The following is a 23,167-nucleotide window of genomic DNA, read 5'->3' as shown; positions in this document are numbered from 1 at the left end:
GCTGCCGTGACGCCACCCCTCACCGAAGCCGGCCCCGCTTTGTTCCGCCTGGTCAGGCACTGGTCCCGGCGCTGGACCGTGCGCACATCGACCGAACTCACGGGCGAGATGCGCCACGTGCAGCACATCCTCGCGGTCGAAGCCGTCGACACGGGCAGCGAGCACACCGACGAGGTGACCGTCGCGACCGTGGCGCACCACCTCGGCCTCGACCACTCCGGCGCCAGCCGCATGGTCCGCGACGCAACCGCCGCCGGCTACCTCACCCGCGGCACCTCGGGCCACGACCGCCGCCGGGCATCACTGGAACTCACGGACAGCGGCCGCGACCTGCTCAACGCCTCGCACCAATGGCAACGCCGAACCTTCAACGACCTCACGGCCACTTGGTCGCCCACCGACCGCCAACGCTTCGCCACCTACCTGATCCGACTGACGACCGAACTCGACCTGGAGCGCTAGTCAGCGCGGGCGCACTCGCCTGGTCCGCGGTGACGCGGCCGGCCACGCCTGATGCCTCGGCACAAGACTTGCACCACACGCCGCCGCAGCTCACCGGCAGCGACCAGCTCACCGCCAGTCGCGCAGCAGCCGACCTTCAACGAACTCACGGCCACCCGCGCAGCGGGCAGCCGTCGGCTACCTCTTCCCCCGACTCTCGTCGGCCACGCCACGCACACCAGGCTCGCAACCGGCGTCAATGCACCTCATCGAACGCAGGCGCGAACTGCCGACGCGTCCCATGAATGGCAGTTACCGACGATCGACCAGCTCACAACCACTCGCGCAGCAGCCGACCGTCGACTAGCTCAGCCGGCTGTTCGCGGGCGTTCACGTCTTGCGAAGCACCGTCGCCGCCGGGCGCCGCTGTCGCTCAGTGGACGCAGGCACGAGCTGCTCGACCAGTCCCAACGACGGCCAGCGGCCGGCGTTCGACCAGCCCACCGCCACTCGCGCAGCAGCCGACCGCTGGCTGGCTCAACAGCCCGACCGCGGCCGGCCACGTCTCGCGAAGCACCGCGGGTCAGGGTTGCCGCCGGGGGGGGCGTTGCTCATCGGCAGCGGTCACGAACTGCTCGACGTGCCTTCACGAGCGACAGCGGCTGGCGTCCGACCAGCGCACCGCCGCCCGCACAGCAACCGACCGCCGGCTGGCTCAAAAGCCCGACCGCGGGCGGTCACGTCTCGCGAAGCACCGCGGAACAGGGCCGCTGCCTTGCGTCGCTGCTCACCGGCAGGGGCGCGAGCGGCCCACCGATGGCGGCGACCGGCGTCACCACACCCCGCCTCGATCTGCGCGCCAGCCAACCCCGGCCACCTCAGCCACCCAACCCAACAGCCACGTCGTCACCGTGGCGCCGGCGGCACCACCAGTTGCTGGCAGTCCGGCGCCCGCTTCCCCGCGGCCGAGAGTTCCGGCGTCGCGTTGAGGGCGTGGAGGACGTCGAGGGCGGAGACGTCGTCGAGGGTGGCGCGGGCGTCGCCGAGGGCGGTTTTGGTGGTGGCGGCGTCGGTGGCGGTGTCGAGGCGTTCGCGGGCGGTGTCGGCGCGCGAGCGGACGGACGAGAACTGCTTGAGCAGGTCGGTGCGGGCCTGGTCGTCGCCGGGGAGCGGCGGGGGGCCGACGCGGTCGAGGCCCTCGACGGTCTGGTCGATGCCGTCGACGACGGACGCCAGGAGCCGGCTCGAGGTGCGGGAGGCCTGTTCGGGTGAGCTGGGGTCGATCGCCGGCAGGTTCGCGAGCGTGCGCACGAGGTGGGTGACCGCCGAGCAGTAGCCGTCCGCCCATCTCGCGGCCGGGTCGGCCTGGCTGGAGGGGTCCGCCTGCCCACCGCTGTGGGTCTGCGACACCGGCGGCTGCTGCCCGCAGCCGGCGAGGCCGATCCCGAGTGCCGTGACCAGCGCGGCTAGAACGGTCGACCGCGGCCGCACCGCGACACCTCCTGCCCGTCGACGTCCAGGTGCCCCCGACCGTACCGATCCGAGAATCATTCGCAAGTCACCCACCGGAGTGCGGGAGCAATTCCCGACACGCCGGGGCCCGGCACGCGAGCGGCGCGCCGGGCCCCGAAACGGTGTTCGATACGGCGGATCAGGCTTTCGCCTCCGCCGGGGTGTTCTCGATGACCGTGCCGCGTCGCTTGGACACGACGACCGCCGCGACGATGACCGCCAGCGCGACGACCGCGATCACGATGCGCCACGTGGTGTCGGCGCCGCCGCCCAGCGTCAGGGAGACGACCGCCGGCGCGATCAGCACGGAGACCAGGTTCATCACCTTGATCAGCGGGTTGATGGCCGGGCCCGCGGTGTCCTTGAACGGGTCACCCACGGTGTCACCGATGATGGTGGCCTCGTGCGCGTCGGAGCCCTTGCCGCCGTGGTTGCCGTCTTCGACGAGCTTCTTGGCGTTGTCCCAGGCACCACCGGAGTTGGCGAGGAAGATCGCCATCAGGGTGCCGGTGGCGATCGCACCGGCCAGGTAGCCGGCGAGCGCGCCCGTGCCGAGGCCGAAGCCCACGGCGATCGGGGCGAACACCGCGAGCAGACCCGGCGTGGCGAGCTCACGCAGCGAGTCGCGCGTGACGATGTCCACGACCTTGCCGTACTCGGGCCGCGTGGTGCCCTCCATGATCCCGGCGATCTCGCGGAACTGGCGGCGCACTTCCTGCACCACCGCGCCGGCCGCACGCGAAACCGCGTTGACGGCCAGACCCGAGAACAGGAACACCACAGCCGCGCCGACGATCACGCCGACCAGCGTCGACGGGTTCACGACGTTGGCGATGAACGCACCCGTGCCGCCCACGGCCTTCGTGATCGCATCCGAATAGGACCCGAACAGCGCCGTGGCCGCGAGGACCGCCGTGGCGATCGCGATGCCCTTGGTGATGGCCTTGGTGGTGTTGCCCACCGCGTCCAGCTCGGTCAGGATCTGCGCGGCCTTCTCGTCGACGTCGCCCGACATCTCGGCGATGCCCTGCGCGTTGTCGGAGACCGGGCCGAAGGTGTCCATCGCGACGATGACGCCGACGGTGGTCAGCAGGCCGGTACCGGCGAGCGCGACGGCGAACAGTGCGACGCCGCCACCCAGCAGGTACGCGCCGAACACGGCGGCACCGATCACGAGCGCGGTGTACACGGCGGACTCGAAACCGACCGAGATGCCGGACAGGATCACCGTGGCGGCACCGGTTTCCGACGTCTTGGCGACGTCCTGCACCGGCTTGTGCTCGGTGCCGGTGTAGTAACCCGTGAGCTTCAGGATGATCGCGGCGAGCACGATGCCGATGATCACGGCGACGGTCGCGATGACCGCCGGGTTGCCGCTGTTGCCGGCGAACTCCGCACCGAAGTCGGAGAAGCTGCTCGGCAGGTACACGAACGCCGCGACGGCCGACAGCACCGCGGAGATCACCGCGGAGATGTAGAACGAGCGGTTGATCGTGACGAGACCACCCTCGCCCGCGCGCGCCTTCGTGATGTACACGCCGATGACGGCGGTGATGACACCGATGGCCGGCACGATGAGCGGGAAGATCAGGCCGCTGGAACCGAAGGCGGAGCTGCCCAGGATCAGCGCGGCGACCAGCATGACCGCGTAGGACTCGAAGAGGTCCGCCGCCATGCCGGCGCAGTCGCCGACGTTGTCACCGACGTTGTCGGCGATCGTCGCCGCGTTGCGCGGGTCGTCCTCGGGGATGCCCTGCTCGACCTTGCCGACCAGGTCCGCGCCGACGTCAGCGGCCTTCGTGAAGATGCCGCCGCCGACACGCATGAACATCGCGATCAACGCGGCGCCGAACCCGAAGCCCTCCAACACCTTCGGGGCCTGGCCCGTGTAGACGAGCACGACGATCGCGGCACCGAACAGGCCGAGGCCGACGGTGATCATGCCGACCACGCCGCCGGTGCGGAACGCCACGCGCATCGCGATCTCGCGGCCGCCTTCTTCGCGCGCCGCGGCCGCCACGCGCAGGTTCGCCTGCGTCGCGAGCCACATGCCGAGGTAGCCGATGGTGAACGAGAACACCGCGCCGACGAGGAAGAAGATCGAGCGGCCGATGCGCTCGTTCCAGTCGTCGGCGGGGAGCGCGAACAGCAGCAGGAACACGATTACGCCGAAGATGGCGAGGGTGTTGCGCTGCCGCTTCAGGTATGCGGCCGCACCTTCCTGCACCGCCTTGGCGATGTCCTGCATCTTGGCGGTGCCCTGGCCCGCGGCCAGCACCTCCCTGAGCAGCACGTAACCGATGGCGAGTGCGGCAAGGGCGACCACGGCGACCACACCGACGATGGTGTAGCCACCCCCGGAGAGCGTGAGACCGCCCTCCGCGAGGAACTGCCGGGACATTCGTCCTCCTGGGAACGCCGTTGGCCAATGCGGACTCGTCGTACCCGGCGTGCCTGCACTGGCATGGGATCTGTACCGAGCGACACGCTAGCCGTGCGGGCAATGCACGTCTCACATGACGATCGCCACAGAGGGTGTGGATTGCGGGAGTGTATTGGTAGTGCTCAGCGGCCGTGCAACGCGTCCCGGTGACAGTACGTTCCGTGACCTTGTGTGATTGCTCACTTGATCGATCTGGCGCCGGTTTTGTCGGTGCCCTGTGCTTAGCTGCGGCACGTGGTCGAGCGAGGACGGAGGCTGCTCAGCCGGGTCACGGCGGGGGTCCCGGTGAACGAGAACCCGGTCACGCACGTGGCCGAGCTTCCCGCGCGGGCAGCCGGTTTCGCGGCGTGGCCGGAGTGGGCCGCGCCGTCGGTCGTGTCGGCGTTCGCGGGTTCCGGGCTCGAGACTCCCTGGAAACACCAGGTCGAGGCGGCTTCGCTGGCTCACGCCGGGTCCCACGTGGTGGTGTCGACAGGTACGGCTTCGGGGAAGTCGTTGGCGTACCAGCTGCCGGTGCTGTCCGCGCTGGCCACGGGTTCCGCGGCGACCGCGTTGTACCTCTCGCCCACCAAGGCGCTGGGCGCTGACCAGCTGCGTTCGGTGTCCTCTTTGGACGTCCCCGAGGTGCGGGCGGCGTCGTACGACGGCGACACCCCGATGACCGAGCGCGACTGGGTGCGCGCGCACGCGAACTGGGTGTTCACGAACCCGGACATGCTCCACCGCGGCCTCCTGTCGTCGCATTCGCGGTGGGCCCGGTTTTTCAAGAACCTGGCGTACGTGGTGGTCGACGAGTGCCACAGCTACCGCGGGGTGTTCGGTTCGCACGTCGCGCTGCTGCTGCGCCGGCTGCGGCGGGTGGCGGCGCACTACGGGGCGTCGCCGGTGTTCGTGCTGGCCTCGGCGACGACGGCTTCGCCGGCGGAGTTCGCTTCACGGCTCACGGGGCTGCCCTGCGCGGCGGTCACCGAGGACGCTTCGCCGCGGGGTGCGCGGACGGTCGCGTTGTGGGAGCCCCCGCTGCTCGACGAGCTGACGGGCGAGAACGGCGCGCCGGTGCGACGTTCGGCGGGCGTGGAGACGGCGCGGATCCTCACGGACCTCGTGGTGGAAGGCGCGCGTTCGCTGGCTTTCGTGCGCTCGCGGCGCGGGGCGGAGCTCACGGCATTGGGCGCGCGGCGCCTTCTGTCCGAAGTGGACCCTGCGCTGGCGGAAACCGTTGCGGCGTACCGATCCGGGTTCTTGCCGGAGGAGCGTCGCGCGCTGGAGGCCGCGCTGTTGTCCGGCCGGTTGCTGGGGGTGGCGACCACCAACGCGCTGGAGCTCGGCGTCGACATCGCGGGCCTCGACGCCGTGGTGCTCGCCGGCTACCCGGGCACGCTGGCATCGTTCTGGCAGCAGGCCGGACGCGCGGGCCGCTCGGGCGACGAGGCGCTGGTCGTGTTCGTGGCCCGCGACGACCCACTCGACACGTACCTGGTGCACCACCCGGCGGCGTTGCTGGAGCGTCCGGTGGAGACGGCCGTGCTCGACCCGACGAACCCGTACGTGCTCGGGCCGCAGCTCGCGTGCGCGGTCGCGGAGCTGCCTCTGACGGAACCGGAGCTGCCGATGTTCGGCGGTGCGGCGGCCCGCGCGGTGCTCGCGGACCTGGCGGAGGAGAAGCTGCTGCGCCGCCGGTCCAGCGGCTGGTACTGGACCGCCCGCGACCGCCCCCACGCGGAAGTCGGCATCCGCGGCTCGGGCGGCGACCAGATCGCCGTGGTGGAAGCGGATTCCGGGCGCATGCTCGGCACCGTCGACCCGGGGTCGGCTTGCTACGCGGTGCACCCGGGTGCGGTGTACCTGCACCAGGGTTCGTCGTACGTCGTCGACGAGCTCGACCTCGAGACCGGCCTCGCCCTCGTGCACGCCGAGGACCCGGACTGGCACACGTCGCCGCGGGAGGTCGTGGACATCTCGGTGCTGTCCACCCAGGAGCAGTGCACCCACGGCGGCGTCACGGTGAGCCTGGGCGAGGTCGCGGTGACGTCGCAGGTCGTCGGCTACCTGCGCCGCCGCCCGTCGGGTGAGGTGCTGGACCACACGCCGCTGGACCTACCGCAACAAAGCCTGCACACGCGCGCCGTCTGGTACACGGTCACCAGCGATCTGCTCGGCCCGTCTTATCGGGTGGGGACCGGTGTCGTGGGCACGGCTCGGCCCGGTGCGGTCGCGCCGGCGGGGGCGGGAGACGCTGCGGTCGGGACCGCCGGGAAGACGGCGTCCGACGCTGCAGCTTCTGCACGGGTCGAACGCGCTCGGGTGGAACCGGAAGCTTCGGCCGCGGACCGCAGCGCTTCGACGCCAGCCACCCGCGGCCAGGAAGAGTTTGAGCCGGACGAGGCCGGCAATGCGGCTTCGGGCGCTCACGTGCCGAATGCCGGGCGAGGTAGCCGGATGGAGCCGGGGCCGACGGAGCAAGTGTCGCCGGAAGTCGACAAGGGCCGGCCGGTACAGGAGTCGCCTGCGGTGCAGGTGGCTTCGGCGGGGACCGAGGGTGCTCGTGACGAGGCCGTGGGTGCGACCATCGCGCCGACGGGGACCGGGGGCGCGCGGATCGAGGCCGATGACCTCGATCCGGTGGGGACCGAAGGTGCTCCTGAAACCGCGGGTGCGACTGTCGCGCCGGTGGGGACCGGAGGCGCTCGGGTCGGGGCCGAGAGTGTGGAGTCGGTGGGGACCGGGGGTGCTCTGGGCGACGCCGCGGGTGCGGAGGTCGTATCGGCGGGGACCGGGGGTGCTGAGGGCGGGGCTGGTGCTGAGGCTCGGGCCGAGGCCGTCGCGCCGGTGGGGACCGGAGGCGCTCGGGTCGGGGCCGAGGGTGGGGCGCCGGTGGGGACCGGGGGTGCTGGCAGAGCACCGGGGGGCGCCGGATTGGTTCCGGCGCGCGTCCCCGGTGCCCTGCATGCCGCCGAGCACGCGGCGATCGGCCTGCTACCGCTGTTCGCTACGTGCGACCGCTGGGACATCGGCGGGGTGTCTACCGCGTGGCACGAGGACACCGGGGAGGCAACGGTGTTCGTGCACGATGGGCATCCCGGGGGTGCGGGATTTGCCGACCGCGGTTATGCCGCGATTGTCCCGTGGCTGGCCGCAACGCGGGAGGCGATCGTCTCCTGCGAGTGCCCGACGGGCTGCCCGTCCTGCGTTCAGTCGCCGAAGTGCGGGAACGGCAACGAACCGCTGGACAAGGCAGGGGCGGTGGCCGTACTGGATACCGTGCTTGGGGCTTTGCGTCAGCACGGGGAGCGGTGCGGCCACGGTGGTGCGTGAAATCTCTTCAGTTGTCGACGCTGCTTGCCGGGGTCGAACCGGTCAGGCAGCGGTGGTCTCCGCGAGCAGCGGCGCGTGCTCGTCGGCGAGGGCGCGCATGAGCACGTCGTGCACCTCGGACGGGTCGGGCAGCTGCCAGCCGCACACCTCGGGCTTCACGCGCCAGTGCACGACACCGTGCTGGAACGGCGACGGCGGCAGCGGGATGTAGCTGCCGGCACCGTGCCACTGCACGGAAGCCTGCTCGGCGAGCTCGGCCGGGATGTGGTCGGTGGGCGTGGTGAGGAACAGCCAGCGGCCGTTGGGCATCGCGACGATCGGCGCGGGGTGCCCGAGGGCACGCAGCAGGCGGGCGGCGCGCTTGCCCAGCTCGTCGTCGACCTCGATGGCGTCGACGACCGTGCCCGTGGCCACGAGCAGGCTGTGGGTGCGGTCGGAGAACCAGGTGGCGACCTCGTGGGCGTGGGTGCCGACCAGCTCGCGCCAGTCGTCCCGCACCGGCACCGGCCGGCGCCACGTGAGGTCGTCGCCGTCACCGGTGATCGGCGCCGGGGTCGCCCCCGGGAGCACCGGCCAGCCGCGCCAGGCGAGGCCGATCGCCTCCGCACGAAGTTCGATGCGGAAGGCGCTCCGCCAGCTGTCCGGCCAATTCGCGTCCAACATTGCTTTCCTGCCTTCAAGGTCCGGTTTCGCGCCACCCGGGTCGGGGCCGTTGGTGGCGCACGTCTCACTAAACGGCAATTTGCACATTGCGCGGAAGAGCCGCGCGACAACCGGTGGTTACTGGGCGATGAACGCCCGGTAGTGCACCGCTCGGCCGATAACGGACAGCCGATGATCGGCCGCTGAGCCCCCGCTGAGGCCCTCCAGCACGCGGGTTGACACTTTCACCGCCCTTCGCGACCGCCAAGGCGCACCACGTCGTTTACGCCTCTCACCAGCGGTTTTAACCGCTCGCCGTGCGTCAGCTACCGCTGCTCGTGGCTGTTGGCCGCTCGTCGAGACAGTGCGTCTGATGGGCTCGGCGATGATCCACATCGCCCGCCACTCGTCGTGAAGACGCGCGGACGAGCGGTGGCGGGCGTCACTCCGGGAGGCCGACGGGGCCGGCCCGGGCCCGCGCCGAGGGCGGCGGCAAGCCGGGAACGGGTGGACTTGCAGCTCGCACCTCGACGAGGGCGTCACGCTCGTGCCAGCTGCAAGCCGTGACGACCGCGCCCTCGTGGTCGGCCACCTCGCGAGCGCGGTCGCAGGCCCGGGCGGGGCCGTCGGCGGCGTGCGCGGCAGCGGCCAGCGCGCCGAGGTCGGCGGCGGCTTCCACGCGGTGCCTCGCCGCCACGGCTGCGCCGAGCCAGCACCCCGCCGCGGCGAGGCCGACGAGCGCGGCGATCACGATGGCCGTCCACACGGTGGCGACGCCGTCGTCGCTGTCCTTCATTGCTGCACTCCGGGTTCGGCGACGGCGTAAGCGCTGGCGTCCAGGTGGAAGCCGGTGAGGGTCTCGGTGGTGACCTCGGCGGTGATGCCGTCGCCGGACCGGCGGATGGTGAGGCGCGCGCCGCGGGGCGCGATCGTCTGCACGACGGCCTCGGCCGCACCGGGCTGTCCGGCGGCGGCCAGGCGCGCGGCTTCGCGGGCGGCGTCGAGGCACCGGATGTGCCCGAGGACCGCCGCGAGGCCGGCGAGCAGCAGAGCCACCACGGCCGTGAGCGCGCCCAGCGAAAGGGCGGCTTCGACCGTGACCATCCCGCCGTCCCGGCGACGGCCGGCCATCAGGTCGCCACCGTGAGGGCCCGCTGCACGAGACCCGACAGCGCCGTGCTGATCGAGTCGCCGCTGAGCAGCACGAACAGCGCGAGCGCGAACGCCGCCGCGGCCACCGTGCCGATGGCGTACTCCGCCGTGGTGGTGCCCTCGTCTCCGGGGAGGAAGTGCATGGTCGGTCCTTTCTGTCCATTGTGGATTCATCTACAACACGCTCCCGATCCGCTCGGCCAGGCCGAGCACCACCGGCAGCACGCCGAGCACGAAGAACGCGGGGAGGAAACAGAGCCCCACCGGCAGCGCCAGGGCGACCCCGGCCCGTTCCGCGCGTTCCTCGGCCTCGACGCCGATCCCGTCACGCAGGCGGCGGGAGACTTCGTCGGCCGTCGCCGCGAGCGCCGCGCCGGACCGGGCCGTTCGCGTCGCGGCGACCGACAGCTCCTCGAACCCGGGCCGGGTTTTGAGCTGGGCCCAGGCTTCGGCCGGCCCGGCGCCGAGGGCGAGGAGGTTGGCGGTGGCCTTCATCGCGGTCGCCGTGTGCTCGGGCGCGGTGGCGCTGACGGCTTCGAGGGCCGTCGGCACCGGCAGGCCCGTCTGGAGGCAGGCGCCGAGGAGGTCGAGGGTGGCGGCAGAGTTCAGACGTTCGGTGACGTCGTCGCCGGGTTTGGGCCGACGCGAGCGGTGGAGGAGCCACCAGGCTGTTGCTCCAGCCAGTGCGCCGCCCGCTGGTCCGGCGACTACGGCCACGGATGCGCCGGCGATCGCGGCCGCGAGGGCGTGTCTCGTGCGGAGGCCCGGGAGCTTGGGTCGCCAGGTGGTTGGCGGCGCGAGGCTCCGCGGCTTCGGAGCGCTCGGCCAGACGAGGAGCGCGACGGCGGCGAGGACGTAAGGCGTCATCGGATCTCCCGACGGCCGGTGAGCGCTCGGGACCAGGCGGTGCCCGCCCAGAGCAGCGCGGCGCCGGCGACGAGGAACAGCTGTCCGAGGACGGTGTGGGTGAGGACGGTCAGCGGCTCGGCACCGATGGCCTGCCCCATGGCGAGACACAGGACCGGCAGCCCGGTCAGGACGGTCGCGCTCATCCGCGGGCCGGCCATCTTGGCGTGGAGCCGCCGGGCGAACGTGGTGGCGGCGTCGAGGTCGCGGCGGGTGGCGTCGAGGGTGTCTGCGATGGGGAGGCCGTGCCGTCGGGCGAGGGCCCAGGCCGCGGCGAGTTCCGGGAGTTCTCGGGATTCGAGCGCGCCGTCGAGTCTCGCGGCGGTGGCGAGGTTGGTGAGTTCTCCGGCTACCGCGGGGACTGCTTCGGCCGCCGCTTCAGCCGCGAGCACCGGGTGAGCGCCGGCCCGCAGCTCGGCGACCATCGTGCGGAGCGCGGCGGACGTCTGCTCGGCCCGGGTGAGCGTTGCGGCGGTTTCCTTTCTGTTGCGCCATTCCTGCCTCGCCGCGACGGTGATCAGGGCGGTCGCCACCGCCGCTCCGACCCCGGCGAGCGGGAGGGCGAGGAGTGTCGGCAGCACCCAGACGGCCTGACGCGGCGGCGTGGGGATGGTGAGCCGTCGCCGCGGTGGTGCGAGCAGGCGGCTCGGGAGGGTGGGCCAGGTGAGGAGGGCGGTGCCGAAACAGAGGAATGGCCAGGCGGTGATCATGCGGTCGCCTCCTCGAAGAGGGGGCGGTAGGGGGTCCAGTGGCCGTCGCGCCAGATGGGGGTGGTGTGGGTGGTTGCGGTGGTGCGGTGGAGGCTGGCGATTTCGGTGAGGCGGCGGGCGCCGGTGGGGTCGCGGCGGAGGTGGAGGACGACGCGGATGGCGGCGGCCAGTTGGCTGTGGAGGGCGTCGCCGGTGAGGCCGCCCAGGGAGGCGAGCGCTTCGAGGCGGGCGGGGACCTCGGAGGGCGAGTTGGCGTGGAGGGTGCAGGCGCCGCCGTCGTGGCCGGTGTTGAGGGCGTTGAGGAGGGAGCAGACTTCGGCGCCGCGGACTTCGCCGACCACCAGGCGGTCGGGGCGCATGCGCAGGGCTTGGCGGACGAGCTCGGGCAGCTCGACGGCGCCGGCGCCTTCGACGTTGGCCGGGCGCGCGACGAGGCTGACGAACTGCGGGTGCGCGGGGCGGAGTTCGCCGGCGTCCTCGACGCAGATGATGCGTTCGCGCGGGCTGACCTCGGCCAGGAGTGCACTGAGGAGGGTCGTCTTGCCGGCGCCGGTGCCGCCCGTGACCAGGAACGCGAGGCGGCGCGTGATGATCGAGCGGAGGATGTCGGCGCCTTCCTCGTTGACGACGCCGAGTGAGGTCAGGGTGTCGAGCGTGTGCGTGGCCGGGCGGAGGACGCGCAGGGACAGGCAGGTGCCGTTGGGGGCAATGGGCGGCAGCACGGCGTGGACTCGGACGTGTCCACCCGGGACGGGAAGCCAACCGTCCACATAGGGCTGTGCGTCGTCGAGCCGCCGACCCGCGGCGAGGGCCAGACGCTGCGCCAGGCGGCGGACGGCTTCTTCGTCGGCGAAGCGGACGTCGGTGCGGGTCAGGCCGGAGTCGCCGTCGGTCCAGGTCTGGTCGGGTGCGGTGACGAGGACGTCGGTGACGGCGGGGTCCTCCAGCAGCGGCGCCAGCGGGCCCGCACCGACGAACTCGTCGTGAGCCTGGCGGACGGCGTCGAGGACGGCATCGTGGCTGAGCGTGCCGCCGGCCTCCGCCCGCACGGCCTCCGCGACGGCGACGGGGTCCGCCAGACGGCTCTCACCGGCGAGGCGGTTGCGGACGCGCTCGACGAATTCGGTGGTCATGTCGGCGGCTTCGGACAAGTGGGCATGGCTGGGCTCCCGGCATCGCAGGGCGAATGGGTTGGTGGTGAAGGAAAAGAAAGAGGGACCACTCGAACTGTTGAGCGCAGGTGCGCGATGGGCGAACTCGGCTCGGGAACACAATCGAGCGGCCGGAACGACGGAGGACTTACCGGCAGCGCGGCCTACGGCCCACACCGCAACGAGTGCCGCAAGAGGAGTTCGGTCGGCAAGGCCGCGCCACTAGCGCCAAGGCGGACGCGTGCGGAGGTCGGATTTCGGTGAGTGCGGTCGTGGCGTCGGTCGGCCACGCTGCCGCCTGACGAGGTGGCCAAGAGGCCCGTGCACGCTCGCATGACAAGCCGCCGCGGAGATGGAGGACGGGGCTGGGCGGAGGGCGGCCACGACGAGGCGGCCGAGAAGCCCTTACACGGCTGCATCACAAGCCCCCGAGGAAAGCGAGGCCGGGGCTCGGTGAAGCCCGGCCACGACGAGGCGGCCGAGAAGCCCATGCACGCTCGCATCACAAGCCGCCACCGGAAGCGAGGACGGGGCTCGGTGGAACCCGACCACAGCGAGGCGGCCGAGAAGCCCGTACATGGCTGCATCTCAAGCCGCCGCGGGAAGCGAGGTCGGGGCTGGGTGGAGTTCGGCCAGGACGGTGCGGGCGGTGGTGGCCAGGGCGCCCTTGGGTGGGAGGTCGAACTCGCCCGTTTCGAGGGTGGCGGCGACGCGGCGTTCGGGCGGCAGGGTGGCGAGCAGGGGTGGGCCGAGGAGTGCCGTGGTGCGGGAGGGGGGCGCGCCGGCGTGGGGGTGTCCACTTGCGACGATGGCGAGGCGGTCGGTGTGGGGCGTCAGCAGCTCGAGGACCTGGCGCGCGGCCATGCAGGCGCGGAATTCGACCGGGACGACCAGGACCACCAGGTCCGCGAGAGAGGCGACGGCGAGAGCGCCCTCGTCGAGGTGGCGGGGCAGGTCGCAGACGACGGTGCGGCCCGAGCGGCGGCCGGCGGTGACGACGGCGGACAGTGCGCGCGGCGTGGGACCGGGGCCGGTGCGGCCGCAGGCCAACACGGGCAGGGTGCCGCGGCGTGGGAGGGCGTCGACCAGAGCGGGCAGCGAGACGCGGCCGGACAGGCGGACGTCGGGCCAGCGGTGGCCGGGGGTGTTTTCCAAGCCCAGCGGGAGATCCAGGCCGCCGCCCAACGGGTCGCAGTCGACGAGCAGGGCGGGGCCGACGCGGTCCGCTTCGACGGCCGTGGCGGCGGCCAGCACGGAAGCACCCGCGCCGCCGCGGCCGCCGAGGAAGGCGAGGATCGGGCCGGGGCGTTCGGCGGGGGCGTCGGCGACGTCGGCCAACGCCACGGTCAGGTCGGATTCGTCGTCGGGCAGGCACACCACGCGCCGGGCGCCGACCAGCGCCGCGCGGCGCCAGGAGTCGACGCCGGCCGCGCCTTTCGACACCACCACCACGCCGTCGCGGCGGGGTAAGTGGGATAGGTGGGGCAGGAGCACCCGGTCGTCGGCGGAGTCCTCGTCGATCACGACCAGCGGCGCCCGCGTCCAGCGCGAGCGTGCGGCCGCGAGGTCCGGTGCGCGGTCGAGCTCGCAGCCGGCGACCGCGGCGACGCGCAGGATTTCGTCGAGCACCGCGCCGTCGGCGGCGACGACGAGTGGACGTGCGGTTGTCATGAAGGCCTCCCCCTGGCGGATCGGACCCGGCCGATGTGGACCGGGTCCCACCAAGATCACCCGGCCCGAGCCCGCCGGCAATGGCCAACCGAGCAACCTGTGGATAACCCGGTGCTTGTGGACAACTCCCGCCGAAACCGCTCAGCACAGGCGAACCCGTCGAGCCGTTGAGGCACAATGCGCGACCCGCCCACACCCCTGAACCGGGGAATTGCAGGCAGTCTCGTAATTGCCACGAAAAACATCCTGGCGATCCGCGAACGCAGCGGAAAAAATGCACTACCCGAGAAAAGAGGGCGGCCCTCGCCAGGGGGGAGGGACGAGGGCCGCCGTGGGTTCAGCCCCGGGGGGTCGGACTGAACCGGCCCGGTTGGACACCGGGTTCCCCCACTGTAACTCCGCAGGGCACCGGTTGGCGCCGCGAGTGACACCTACGATTCGATAACGGCATCCAGAGCCGGATGTACTGTCCTGTCATGGATTTTCCGCCGGACGGGCGCGCCGGTGTTCGATCAACGCGAGAACGAGGGCGTCGCTTCTCCTATCCTGATCACGTGGCCGAACCCAGCACCGCGCCGCCGCGCGAATCCCACCCCGAAGAACCCCGGCGCGCCGTCGCCGCGTTCTTCGATCTCGACAAGACCATCATCGCTTCTTCCAGCGCGCTGGCGTTCAGCAAACCATTACTCAGAGAAGGGCTGATCAACCGCCGAGCCGCTTTGCGTAGCGCGTACGCACAACTCGTCTTCTCCCTCGCGGGCGCCGACGCCGACAAGACCGAACGCATGCGCGCCGAGGTCTCGAAGCTCTGCGCCGGCTGGGATGTCGCCCAGGTTTCCGCGATCGTGCAAGAAACGCTCCACGACGTGGTGGACCCCCTCGTGTACGTCGAGGCCACCGATCTCATCAACCGCCACCTCGCCGACGGCCACGACGTCGTCGTCCTCTCCGCCACCGGCGAAGAGGTCGCCGCACCCGTCGCCGCGATGCTCGGCGCCACGCGCTGCGTCGCCACGCGCATGGGTGTCACCGACGGCCGCTACAACGGCGAAATCGACTTCTACTGCTATGGCGACAACAAGGCCATCGCCGCGAAACAGCTCGCCGCGACGTACGGGTACGACCTCGCCGAGTGCTTCGCCTACACCGATTCCAGTACGGACATCCCGCTGCTGGAGACCGTCGGCCACCCCCACGCGGTGAACCCCGACAAGCTCCTGCGCCGAGAGGCCGGCGAGCGCGACTGGCCGATCCTCGCGTTCGAACGCCCCATGTCGCTGCGCAGCCGGATCCCCGCCCGGTCCGCGGGCATGGTCGCGCTCGGCGTGGGCGCCTTCGCGGCGGGCGCCACCTGGTACAGCCTGAGTCGTCGCCGACGGTTCCGAACGCCCCCGCGCTAGGCACCCACACGGCGGTACCGCGACCGGTTTTCTCAAGCGTAGAGCGGAATCGGCCGTTGCTCAGGGTGTGTGCATCACCAGATCGAGCCTCTTTTGCCGGTGCACCCGTCCACGCTCTTGAAGTGACCGGGCTCACGGCGTAGAAAGTAGGTGCGGACGTTGAGCCGGCCAGGGCAGAGGTAGAAGAGAAGCCTCTGTCACCCCGGGCAACCTCCGTGCGCGGACTCCGGGTACCCACGCGCAGCGCGCCGCGGGAGGCTCGTCGTCTAGGGACTGCGTACCGGGACGCCGGACGCCGAGTCCATGAAGGTACGACCAGAGTTGCACGCTTGGTCGCCCGAGATGTTCCGCGCTTGCAGGCGGCGCCCGCCGGCTTCGGCCGACGGGCGCCGCCAGTGTTTCCAGGGTTGTCCCCACGAAAATCCCAGCACAACCCCCATGTTGCTGCGCTCGGCCGATGGACAACGCCCAATCCGGTGAGTAGCTTCCCGATACCGGCGCCGCCAGGTGGACTTCTCACCACCGGCGGCGCACGACACTGGGAGGCCCTTTCGTGACGACCCGACTCGCGCGCACGCGCCCGCGGAGGATCCATGCGCTCGCCGTCCCCCTCGCGGGGCTCCTCGCCATCACCGGAGTCGGCGCCGGAATCGGCGCGACCGCTTCAGGCAGCACACCGGACGCGAAAGCGATGACCTCCCTCGACGCCGCCGCCCAGCAGGCGCTCCACGGCCTCAGCCTCGAGGAAAAGGTCGGGCAGCTGTTCGTCACGTGGGTGAACGGCAAGTCCGCCGATGAGGTCAACCCCAAGAACCAGACGGACTTCGGCGTCGACACGCCCGCCGAGGTCGTCCGCAAGTACCACCTCGGCGGCGTCATCTACTTCAACAACGACACCCGCGACAACTTCGACACCCCGACCCAGGTCGCGAAGCTCTCCAACGGCCTGCAGCAGGCCGCGATCTCCAGCGGCGCCCACATCCCGTTGCAGATCGGCACCGACCAGGAGGGCGGCACCGTCACCCGGATGGGCGCTCCCGCCACGGAGTTCCCCAATTCCATGGCCATCGCCGCCGGCCGCAGCACCGACAGCGCGACGCAGGCCGCCACGATCATCGGCCACGAGCTGCGCGCCGTGGGCATCAACCAGGACTTCGCGCCCGACTCCGACGTGAACTCCAACCCGGCCAACCCCGTGATCGGCGTGCGCTCGTTCGCCGGCCAGCCGGGGCTCGCGAGCCAGTTCGTGACGGCCGAGGTCAAGGGCTACCAGAACTCCGGGCCGGCCTTCGAAACCGTTTCCTCCACGGCAAAACACTTCCCCGGCCACGGCGACGCCGCCACCGACAGCCACACCGGGTTGCCGCGCATCGACCGCACCGAGGACGAGTGGCGCAAGATCGACGTGCCGCCGTTCAAGGCCGCCATTGCCGCGGGCATCGACTCGATCATGAGCGCCCACATCCAGTTCCCGAGCCTCGACCCGTCGGGTGAGCCGGCCACGCTGTCGAAGCCGATCATCACCGGAAAGCTGCGCGACGAACTGGGTTACGACGGCGTGGTGATCACCGACGCGCTGGAGATGCAGGGCGTGCGCGAGCTCCACAGCGACGCCGAAATCCCTGTGCTGGCACTGAAAGCCGGTATCGACCAGCTCCTCATGCCGGTGCACCTCGACCTCGCGATCAACTCCGTGATCTCCGCCGTGAAGTCCGGCGACCTGCCGATGCAGCGGATCGACCAGAGCGTGCTGCGGGTGCTCAAGCTGAAGCTCAAGCGCGGCATCCTCACCTCGCCGTTCGACAACCCGGCGCTCGTCGCGAAGAAGGTCGGCACGCCGGCGCACCTCGCCACCGCGCAGGGCATCGCCGACCGCTCGATCACCGCCATCGCCAACGACGCCGGCGTGCTGCCGCTCAAGCAGAAGCCCGCCACCGCGCTCGTCACCGGCTGGGGCGTGGCCAGCACGCAGACGCTCGCCGACCGCCTCACCGCCCACGGCACCAAGGCGACCGCGTTGCAGACCGGGCAGACCCCGTCCGACGATCTCATCGCGCAGGCCGCCGCGGCCGCCGCGAAGACCGACCTCGTCGTGGTCCTCACGAACAACCTCGGCGGATTTCCCTTGCAGAACAAGCTTTTGCAGGCGCTGATGGACACCGGCAAGCCCGTGGTCGCCGTCGCCGCACAGATCCCGTACGACGCCGGGTACGCCAACCCCGTGCCCACGTGGCTGGCCACCTACGGTTACATCACGCCGTCGCTCGAGGCGCTGGCCAAGGTCGTGCTCGGCGAGACCAAGCCGAGCGGCAAGCTTCCCGTCGACGTCCCCGCGGGCGCCGACGTGAACACCGTCAAGTACCCCTTCGGACACGGACTGAGCTGGTGAACCTCAACCGCAGGAAGTTCCTCGCCGTCCCCGCCCTCGCCGTACCGGTGCTCGCGGGCGGTTCGGCCGTCGCGCAAGCCACGCCAAGCCAAGCGAAACGACGAGTGCTCACCGGCGCCGAACAACTCGCCGCCCAGCACTGGCGTCCGCTCGCCGGACGCAAGCTCGGCGTGCTGTCCAACCCGACGGGCGTGCTCGCGAGCGGCGACCACATCGTCGACGACATGGTCGCCGCCGGCGTCAAGCCGGTGGCCGCCTTCGGCCCCGAACACGGGTTCCGCGGCAGCGCCCAGGCCGGTGGTTCCGAGGGCGACTACACGGACCCGCGCACCGGCATCCCCGTTTACGACGCGTACGGCGCCGACGCGGCGAAGCTCGCGACGCTGTTCACCAAGGCCGGTCTCGACACCGTCGTGTTCGACATCGCCGACGTCGGCGCCCGCTTCTACACCTACATCTGGTCGCTTTACACGGCGATGGTCGCGGCGGCGAAGGTCGGCGCGGCCTTCGTGGTGCTCGACCGGCCGAACCCGATCGGCGGCCGCCTCGCCGGCCCGGTGCTCGACCCGAAGTTCGCCTCCGGCGTCGGCCGCAAGCCGATCGCGCAGCAGCACGGGATGACCGTCGGCGAGCTGGCGCGGCTGTTCAACTCCGAGTTCCTGCCCGGCGAAGGCGTGCAGCCCGTCGAACTGCAGGTGATCGAGGTCCGCGGCTGGCGGCGGGACATGCTCTTCGCCGAAACCGGTCTCGACTGGGTCATGCCGAGCCCGAACATGCCGACGCCCGACACCGCGATCGTCTACCCCGGCACCTGCCTGTTCGAAGGCACGCTCTTCGCCGAAGGCCGCGGTACGACGCGGCCGTTCGAGATCATCGGCGCGCCGGGTGTCGACTGGCACTGGCGCGACAAGCTCGAAGCGCTCGACCTGCCGGGCGCGCGCTTCCGCGAGACGTACTTCGTGCCCACGTTCAGCAAGTTCGTGAACGAGACCTGCGGCGGCGTGCAGCTCACCGTGACCGATCCGCAGGCGTTCGACGCGATCACCACCGCCGTCTCGATGCTCGTCACGGCAAAGCAGGTCGCGCCGCAAACGTTCGGCTGGCGGCCCGACCACGCCATCGACTTGCTGTCCGGTTCCGACCGGCTGCGCACCATGATCGACGCCGGCGCCGGGGTCGACGAGGTCACCGGCGCCTGGCGCGCCGAGCTCGCGGCCTTCGACCGTAAACGCCGCCCCTACCTGATCTATCGCTGAGGAGAGCGGTCATGCGTGCTAGGAAGGTGCTCGCCGCGACGAGCACGGCGATGGCCGTGCTGCTCGCCGTCACGTCGATCGCAGGAGCCGCCGCCATCGCCACCACGACGCAGCACGACCCGCTCGCCGGGCGATTCGACGTGGTGCGGCACGGCTTCGCGGCTCCGTCGACGACGCTGCGCGAAGGCAAGCCGTCCGACGTCGGGCTCGACGCCGGCCCCATCAAGTCCGCCGAGCAGTTCCTGGCGAGCTGGACCCAGCCCGACGCGTCGGGCCACCCGCACTTCTCCGGCGCCGTCGGCCTGCTCGCCCACGACGGCGTGGTCGTCGACCGCTACGCCGTCGGCGGCGCGCTGAGGTACGCCGACGCCGCGGGCACCGAGCTGCCGAAAGACCAGCAGGTGCCGATGCGCGACGACACGATCTTCGACATGGCGTCGGTCTCGAAGCTGTTCACCTCGATCGCCGCGCTGCAGCTGGTGGAGCAGGGCAAACTCCACGTCAACGCGCCGGTGGTGCGCTACCTGCCCGAGTTCGGCGTGAACGGCAAGGAAGCCGTGACGATCGAGCAGCTGCTCACGCACACGTCGGGCTTCGACGCCGACCCCGTGCCGTCGCTGTGGCAGGGCTACCCGGACATCCCGTCGCGCCGCAAGGCCGTGCTCGACAGCCCGCTGAAGAACACGCCGGGCACGACCTACCTCTACTCCGACCTCAACATGCTCACCCTCGGCTTCGTCATCGAGAAGCTCACCGGGCAGACGCTGGACAAGGTGGTGCACGACCGCATCACCACGCCGCTGGGCATGGTCGACACCGGGTACAACCCGCCCGCGTCGAAACTGGACCGCGTCGCCGCCACGGAGTTCGAAACGAACCCGCCGCGAGGGCTCGTGCGCGGCCAGGTGCACGACGAGAACGCCTGGTCGCTCGGCGGCGTCGCCGGGCACGCCGGCGTGTTCTCCACCGCGAGCGACCTGGCGATCCTCTGCCAGACGATCCTCAACGGCGGCACCTACCGGGGCAAGCGCATCCTGCGTCCCGACACCGTCGAGACGATGCTGACCAACTACAACGAGCGCTTCCCCGACGACGCCCACGGCCTCGGGTTCGAGCTCGACCAGCCCTGGTACATGGGTGCGCTTTCCTCACCGGTGACGGCGGGCCACACCGGATTCACCGGCACGACGCTGGTCATCGACCCGGAATCGCGATCGTTCGCGTTGTTGCTGACCAACCGAGTGCACCCCAGCCGCAACTGGGGTTCCATCAACACGGCCCGCCAGGTCTGGGCCACTTCGCTCGCGCAAGCCATGGCTGTGAAGCCCGCGGAGGGCCGCGACGCGTGGTTCGCCGGCCTCGGCGACAAGTCGACGGCTACGCTGAGTACGCAGCCCTTGACACCGCGATCCGGCGGCCCGTTGCAGGTCTCCTTCTACGCCTTCGTGGATACGGAAGGTCCGACTGATCCACTTCAGCTGGAATCGTCCTCGGACGGCGTCAATTGGCAACCAGTCGCGGTTCATGCGAACGGACCAGGCGCACCCCCCGGACAGGTGACGTCGCTCTCAGGCCACGGACACCGTGCCTGGTGGCGCGTGACGGCAGAAGTACCGGCCTCGAGCGTTACGACCCTGCGCTGGCGTTACAACACAGACGCGAGTTACACCGGACGCGGAGTTTCTGTCGACGGTGTGAAAGTCACCGAACGCGGCCGGGCAGTTCTCGATGGTGAGCGGAATCCGTCGGCACTCACCGCTACCGGGTGGTTTTTGAGCGCTCGGTGACCGGCCTGTCGCACAACGCCGAACTGGCCCTCCCACTCAGCGATCCGAAGCCTTTTGCGGGGCGACACTAAGTTGCCAAGTCGTTAGCTTGACCTCGTTAACAAGGTCGACCTGGTTAGCGACTTTCTGGTCAACGATTAATCGCAAAACGAAGTCCGCAGACACGGACGGGTTGCGATCCTGCCGAAGGATGTGGGTAGCCTTGTCGCAAATGCCAACGGTTAGTAACTTTCCGACGGTGGACGATGCCGATTCCGTAACCATCCCGGCACCGTCCGAGCAAACCCCAGCTCAGACCACTGTGCGTGACGCCGATGCGAGCCCGCTGGTCCGCATCCGCTCGCTGCTGCCCGGGCTCGCCCGCGCCGAGCAGCGGGTGGCGAAGGTCGTGCTCGAAGACCCCGCGTCGGTCGCGCGCCGGAGCATCACCGAGGTCGCCCTCGCCGCCAGCACCAGCGAGACCACGGTCACGCGGTTCTGCAAGGCCGTCGGCGTCGGCGGGTACCCGCAGCTGCGCATCGCGCTGGCCGCGGACACCGCGCGCACCGAAGCCAGAACCACGCGCAACCTCGGTGGCGAGATCAGCCCGGAGGACGACCTCGCGGCCGTGATCGGCAAGGTCAGCTTCGCCGACGCGCGCGCCGTCGAGGAGACGGCCGACCAGCTCGACGTCGCGACGATGCAGCGCGTGATCGACCTCTTGGCCGACGCCGGCCGCGTGGACGTCTACGGCGTGGGCGCGAGCGCGTTCGTGGCCGCCGACCTGCAGCAGAAGCTGCACCGCATCGGCCGCGTGAGCTTCTCGTGGTCCGACACGCACATCATGCTCACCTCGGCCGCGGTGCTCAGCCCCGGCGACGTCGCCATCGGCGTCTCCCACACGGGCGCGACCACCGACACCGTGGAGGCGCTGCGCGTCGCCCGCGAGCACGGCGCGGTCACCGTCGCCGTCACGAACTTCCCGCGTTCGCCGATCACGGAGGTCGCCGACCACGTGCTCACCACGGCCGCACGGGAAACCACCTTCCGTTCCGGAGCCACGGCGAGCCGCATCGCGCAGCTCACCGTGATCGACTGCCTGTTCATCGGGGTCGCACAGCGGCACATGGACGCCTCCGTCAACGCGCTGGACGCGACGAGGGACGCGGTCGGCTCGCACCGGCTCGGGGTCAGGCCCGACGGTCGCCGCCGTCCGCGGGAAACCGGTAAGTGAACTCAGAAACGAGGCGCATGATGACCGTCCCCACCCAGGCGGTGCACGTCGATTCGCCGACCGAGCAGCGAAACCCCCGCACGGTGGACATCGACCTGATGTCGACCATGGGGATCCTCAGCGCCATCAACGCCGAGGACCGCCGGGTGCCGGACGCGGTGGCCGCGGTGCTGCCGCAGCTGGCGCGCGCGGTCGACTACGCCGTGGAAGCGCTGCGGGGCGGCGGCCGCGTGCACTACGTCGGGGCGGGCACGTCGGGCCGCCTGGCGACGCTGGACGCGGCCGAGCTGGTGCCGACGTTCAACGTGCCGCCGGACCTGTTCGTCGCGCACCACGCGGGCGGTGAGAAGGCCCTGCGGCAGGCGGTCGAGAACGCCGAGGACGACGACGAGGCCGGCGCGGCCGAGCTCGCTGCTGTGGTGCAGCCGGGCGACTTCGTGCTCGGCCTCGCCGCCTCCGGGCGCACGCCGTTCGTGCTCGGCGCGCTCGAGGCGTCGAGCCGGCTCGGCGCGCACACGGGGCTGGTCTCGGCCAACCCGCGGGCGGCGAAGCCGGACGGCGTCGACGTGCTCATCGCCGTGGCCACCGGCCCGGAGGTGATCGCCGGCTCGACCCGCATGAAGGCGGGCACGGCTCAGAAGCTGATCCTCACGGCGTTCTCCACGGCCACGATGATCAAGCTGGGGAAGACCTACTCGAACCTGATGGTCAGCATGCGGGCCACGAACGCGAAGCTGCGCGGCCGCACGATCCGCATCCTGCAGGAAGCCACGGGCCTGACCATGGCCGACTGCTCCGACGCCCTCACCGAGGCCGGCGGCGACCTCAAGACGGCCCTCGTGCACCTGCTGTCGGGCTCCGACGTCGAACACGCCGCGGCGGCGCTGACGGCCAGCGGTGGCCACGTGCGGAAGGCACTCGACTCGCTCCACCTGCGCGCAGGCTGAATACAGAGGCAAGGAGCCCCACCAAAACGGTGGGGCTCTTCGTCGTGCCCGGCGGCAAACCCGGCCACGACCGCGAGATCGCGCCGGCTTCTGGACTGAGCGGTTTGGGGGGGGGGCGCGGCCCCCCCCCCCCCCCCCGGGCGGAAGAACCCCCGGGGGCGCAAACGCCCCGCCCCGCGGGCCCCCCCCCCCCAAAAAAAGGTGAAAAATTAAAAAAAAAAAAAAAAAAAAA

The 23,167-nt window shown here is 71.0% G+C and carries 18 protein-coding genes; 8 read left to right on the top strand and 10 right to left on the bottom strand.

Annotated features, from left to right (window positions below):
• Window positions 1-6: 6 nt before the first annotated feature.
• Window positions 7-462 (top strand): MarR family winged helix-turn-helix transcriptional regulator, encoded by a 456-nt coding sequence (locus ACFY1H_RS05220; protein ID WP_386944723.1) that lies wholly within the window; start codon window positions 7-9, stop codon window positions 460-462.
• An 885-nt stretch (window positions 463-1,347) separates the two neighbouring features.
• On the opposite strand, the gene ACFY1H_RS05215 is transcribed toward ACFY1H_RS05220, so the two are convergent.
• A complete protein-coding gene (locus ACFY1H_RS05215) occupies window positions 1,348-1,932 on the bottom strand; it encodes a hypothetical protein (RefSeq protein ID WP_386944721.1) in 585 nt (194 codons plus the stop codon).
• A gap of 160 nt (window positions 1,933-2,092) precedes the next feature.
• Window positions 2,093-4,354, bottom strand: a complete 2,262-nt coding sequence (locus ACFY1H_RS05210; protein ID WP_366588811.1) for a sodium-translocating pyrophosphatase — start codon at window positions 4,352-4,354, stop codon at window positions 2,093-2,095.
• Between the two features lie 276 nt (window positions 4,355-4,630).
• Between ACFY1H_RS05210 and ACFY1H_RS05205 the strand changes: the two genes are divergently transcribed.
• Window positions 4,631-7,711, top strand: a complete 3,081-nt coding sequence (locus ACFY1H_RS05205) for a DEAD/DEAH box helicase (RefSeq protein ID WP_386944719.1) — start codon at window positions 4,631-4,633, stop codon at window positions 7,709-7,711.
• A gap of 42 nt (window positions 7,712-7,753) precedes the next feature.
• On the opposite strand, the gene ACFY1H_RS05200 is transcribed toward ACFY1H_RS05205, so the two are convergent.
• The 8 genes from ACFY1H_RS05200 to ssd form a co-directional block, all read right to left on the bottom strand.
• On the bottom strand, window positions 7,754-8,374 hold the full coding sequence (locus ACFY1H_RS05200) for a bifunctional DNA primase/polymerase (protein WP_386944717.1): 621 nt from the start codon (window positions 8,372-8,374) through the stop codon (window positions 7,754-7,756).
• A 421-nt stretch (window positions 8,375-8,795) separates the two neighbouring features.
• The gene (locus tag ACFY1H_RS05195; RefSeq protein ID WP_386944715.1) at window positions 8,796-9,149 is read right to left on the bottom strand and encodes an Rv3654c family TadE-like protein; all 354 of its coding nucleotides are present in this window, start codon (window positions 9,147-9,149) and stop codon (window positions 8,796-8,798) included.
• Complete coding sequence (locus tag ACFY1H_RS05190) at window positions 9,146-9,484, bottom strand: TadE family type IV pilus minor pilin (protein WP_366588821.1); 339 nt, start codon at window positions 9,482-9,484, stop codon at window positions 9,146-9,148. The genes ACFY1H_RS05195 and ACFY1H_RS05190 overlap by 4 nt, the downstream gene beginning before the upstream one ends.
• Entirely contained in the window at window positions 9,484-9,648 is a 165-nt protein-coding gene (locus ACFY1H_RS05185) for a DUF4244 domain-containing protein (protein WP_220244842.1), read from the bottom strand. The genes ACFY1H_RS05190 and ACFY1H_RS05185 overlap by 1 nt, the downstream gene beginning before the upstream one ends.
• A 31-nt stretch (window positions 9,649-9,679) precedes the next feature.
• Window positions 9,680-10,372 (bottom strand): type II secretion system F family protein, encoded by a 693-nt coding sequence (locus ACFY1H_RS05180; RefSeq protein ID WP_386944713.1) that lies wholly within the window; start codon window positions 10,370-10,372, stop codon window positions 9,680-9,682.
• Window positions 10,369-11,121: a type II secretion system F family protein gene (locus ACFY1H_RS05175; RefSeq protein ID WP_386944711.1), complete on the bottom strand. Its 753-nt coding sequence runs from the start codon at window positions 11,119-11,121 to the stop codon at window positions 10,369-10,371. The genes ACFY1H_RS05180 and ACFY1H_RS05175 overlap by 4 nt, the downstream gene beginning before the upstream one ends.
• Window positions 11,118-12,254 (bottom strand): TadA family conjugal transfer-associated ATPase, encoded by a 1,137-nt coding sequence (locus tag ACFY1H_RS05170; RefSeq protein WP_386944709.1) that lies wholly within the window; start codon window positions 12,252-12,254, stop codon window positions 11,118-11,120. The genes ACFY1H_RS05175 and ACFY1H_RS05170 overlap by 4 nt, the downstream gene beginning before the upstream one ends.
• Window positions 12,255-12,860: 606 nt before the next feature.
• Window positions 12,861-13,943: a septum site-determining protein Ssd gene (gene ssd / locus ACFY1H_RS05165; RefSeq protein WP_386944707.1), complete on the bottom strand. Its 1,083-nt coding sequence runs from the start codon at window positions 13,941-13,943 to the stop codon at window positions 12,861-12,863.
• A gap of 554 nt (window positions 13,944-14,497) precedes the next feature.
• Between ssd and ACFY1H_RS05160 the strand changes: the two genes are divergently transcribed.
• From ACFY1H_RS05160 to murQ, 6 genes are all read left to right on the top strand, one after another.
• Complete coding sequence (locus ACFY1H_RS05160; protein WP_386944705.1) at window positions 14,498-15,343, top strand: HAD family hydrolase; 846 nt, start codon at window positions 14,498-14,500, stop codon at window positions 15,341-15,343.
• Between the two features lie 553 nt (window positions 15,344-15,896).
• Complete coding sequence (locus ACFY1H_RS05155) at window positions 15,897-17,732, top strand: glycoside hydrolase family 3 N-terminal domain-containing protein (RefSeq protein WP_366583963.1); 1,836 nt, start codon at window positions 15,897-15,899, stop codon at window positions 17,730-17,732.
• Window positions 17,729-18,988, top strand: coding sequence for an exo-beta-N-acetylmuramidase NamZ domain-containing protein (locus ACFY1H_RS05150; protein WP_386944704.1), 1,260 nt, complete (start codon window positions 17,729-17,731; stop codon window positions 18,986-18,988). The genes ACFY1H_RS05155 and ACFY1H_RS05150 overlap by 4 nt, the downstream gene beginning before the upstream one ends.
• Before the next feature lie 11 nt (window positions 18,989-18,999).
• Entirely contained in the window at window positions 19,000-20,775 is a 1,776-nt protein-coding gene (locus ACFY1H_RS05145; protein ID WP_386944702.1) for a serine hydrolase, read from the top strand.
• A gap of 238 nt (window positions 20,776-21,013) precedes the next feature.
• Window positions 21,014-21,988, top strand: coding sequence for a MurR/RpiR family transcriptional regulator (locus tag ACFY1H_RS05140; RefSeq protein ID WP_386944700.1), 975 nt, complete (start codon window positions 21,014-21,016; stop codon window positions 21,986-21,988).
• Between the two features lie 17 nt (window positions 21,989-22,005).
• Window positions 22,006-22,935: an N-acetylmuramic acid 6-phosphate etherase gene (gene murQ / locus ACFY1H_RS05135; protein WP_366583967.1), complete on the top strand. Its 930-nt coding sequence runs from the start codon at window positions 22,006-22,008 to the stop codon at window positions 22,933-22,935.
• Window positions 22,936-23,167: the final 232 nt, after the last annotated feature.

Source organism: Amycolatopsis sp. NPDC001319, from assembly GCF_042896185.1.
Classification (GTDB): domain Bacteria; phylum Actinomycetota; class Actinomycetes; order Mycobacteriales; family Pseudonocardiaceae; genus Amycolatopsis.
The sequence above is the reverse complement of the archived record's forward strand: the minus strand, read 5'-3'. Positions and strand labels throughout refer to the sequence as shown.

Excerpts from the sequence above, each read along its gene's own strand:
- ACFY1H_RS05145 (WP_386944702.1), top strand. The coding sequence starts at position 19,000 with ATGCGTGCTAGGAAGGTGCTCGCCGCGACGAGCACGGCGATGGCCGTG.
- ACFY1H_RS05195 (WP_386944715.1), bottom strand. The coding sequence starts at position 9,149 with ATGAAGGACAGCGACGACGGCGTCGCCACCGTGTGGACGGCCATCGTG.
- murQ (WP_366583967.1), top strand. The coding sequence starts at position 22,006 with ATGATGACCGTCCCCACCCAGGCGGTGCACGTCGATTCGCCGACCGAG.
- ACFY1H_RS05170 (WP_386944709.1), bottom strand. The coding sequence starts at position 12,254 with ATGACCACCGAATTCGTCGAGCGCGTCCGCAACCGCCTCGCCGGTGAG.
- ACFY1H_RS05185 (WP_220244842.1), bottom strand. The coding sequence starts at position 9,648 with ATGCACTTCCTCCCCGGAGACGAGGGCACCACCACGGCGGAGTACGCC.
- ACFY1H_RS05180 (WP_386944713.1), bottom strand. The coding sequence starts at position 10,372 with ATGACGCCTTACGTCCTCGCCGCCGTCGCGCTCCTCGTCTGGCCGAGC.
- ACFY1H_RS05190 (WP_366588821.1), bottom strand. The coding sequence starts at position 9,484 with ATGGCCGGCCGTCGCCGGGACGGCGGGATGGTCACGGTCGAAGCCGCC.
- ACFY1H_RS05210 (WP_366588811.1), bottom strand. The coding sequence starts at position 4,354 with ATGTCCCGGCAGTTCCTCGCGGAGGGCGGTCTCACGCTCTCCGGGGGT.
- ACFY1H_RS05200 (WP_386944717.1), bottom strand. The coding sequence starts at position 8,374 with ATGTTGGACGCGAATTGGCCGGACAGCTGGCGGAGCGCCTTCCGCATC.
- ssd (WP_386944707.1), bottom strand. The coding sequence starts at position 13,943 with ATGACAACCGCACGTCCACTCGTCGTCGCCGCCGACGGCGCGGTGCTC.
- ACFY1H_RS05175 (WP_386944711.1), bottom strand. The coding sequence starts at position 11,121 with ATGATCACCGCCTGGCCATTCCTCTGTTTCGGCACCGCCCTCCTCACC.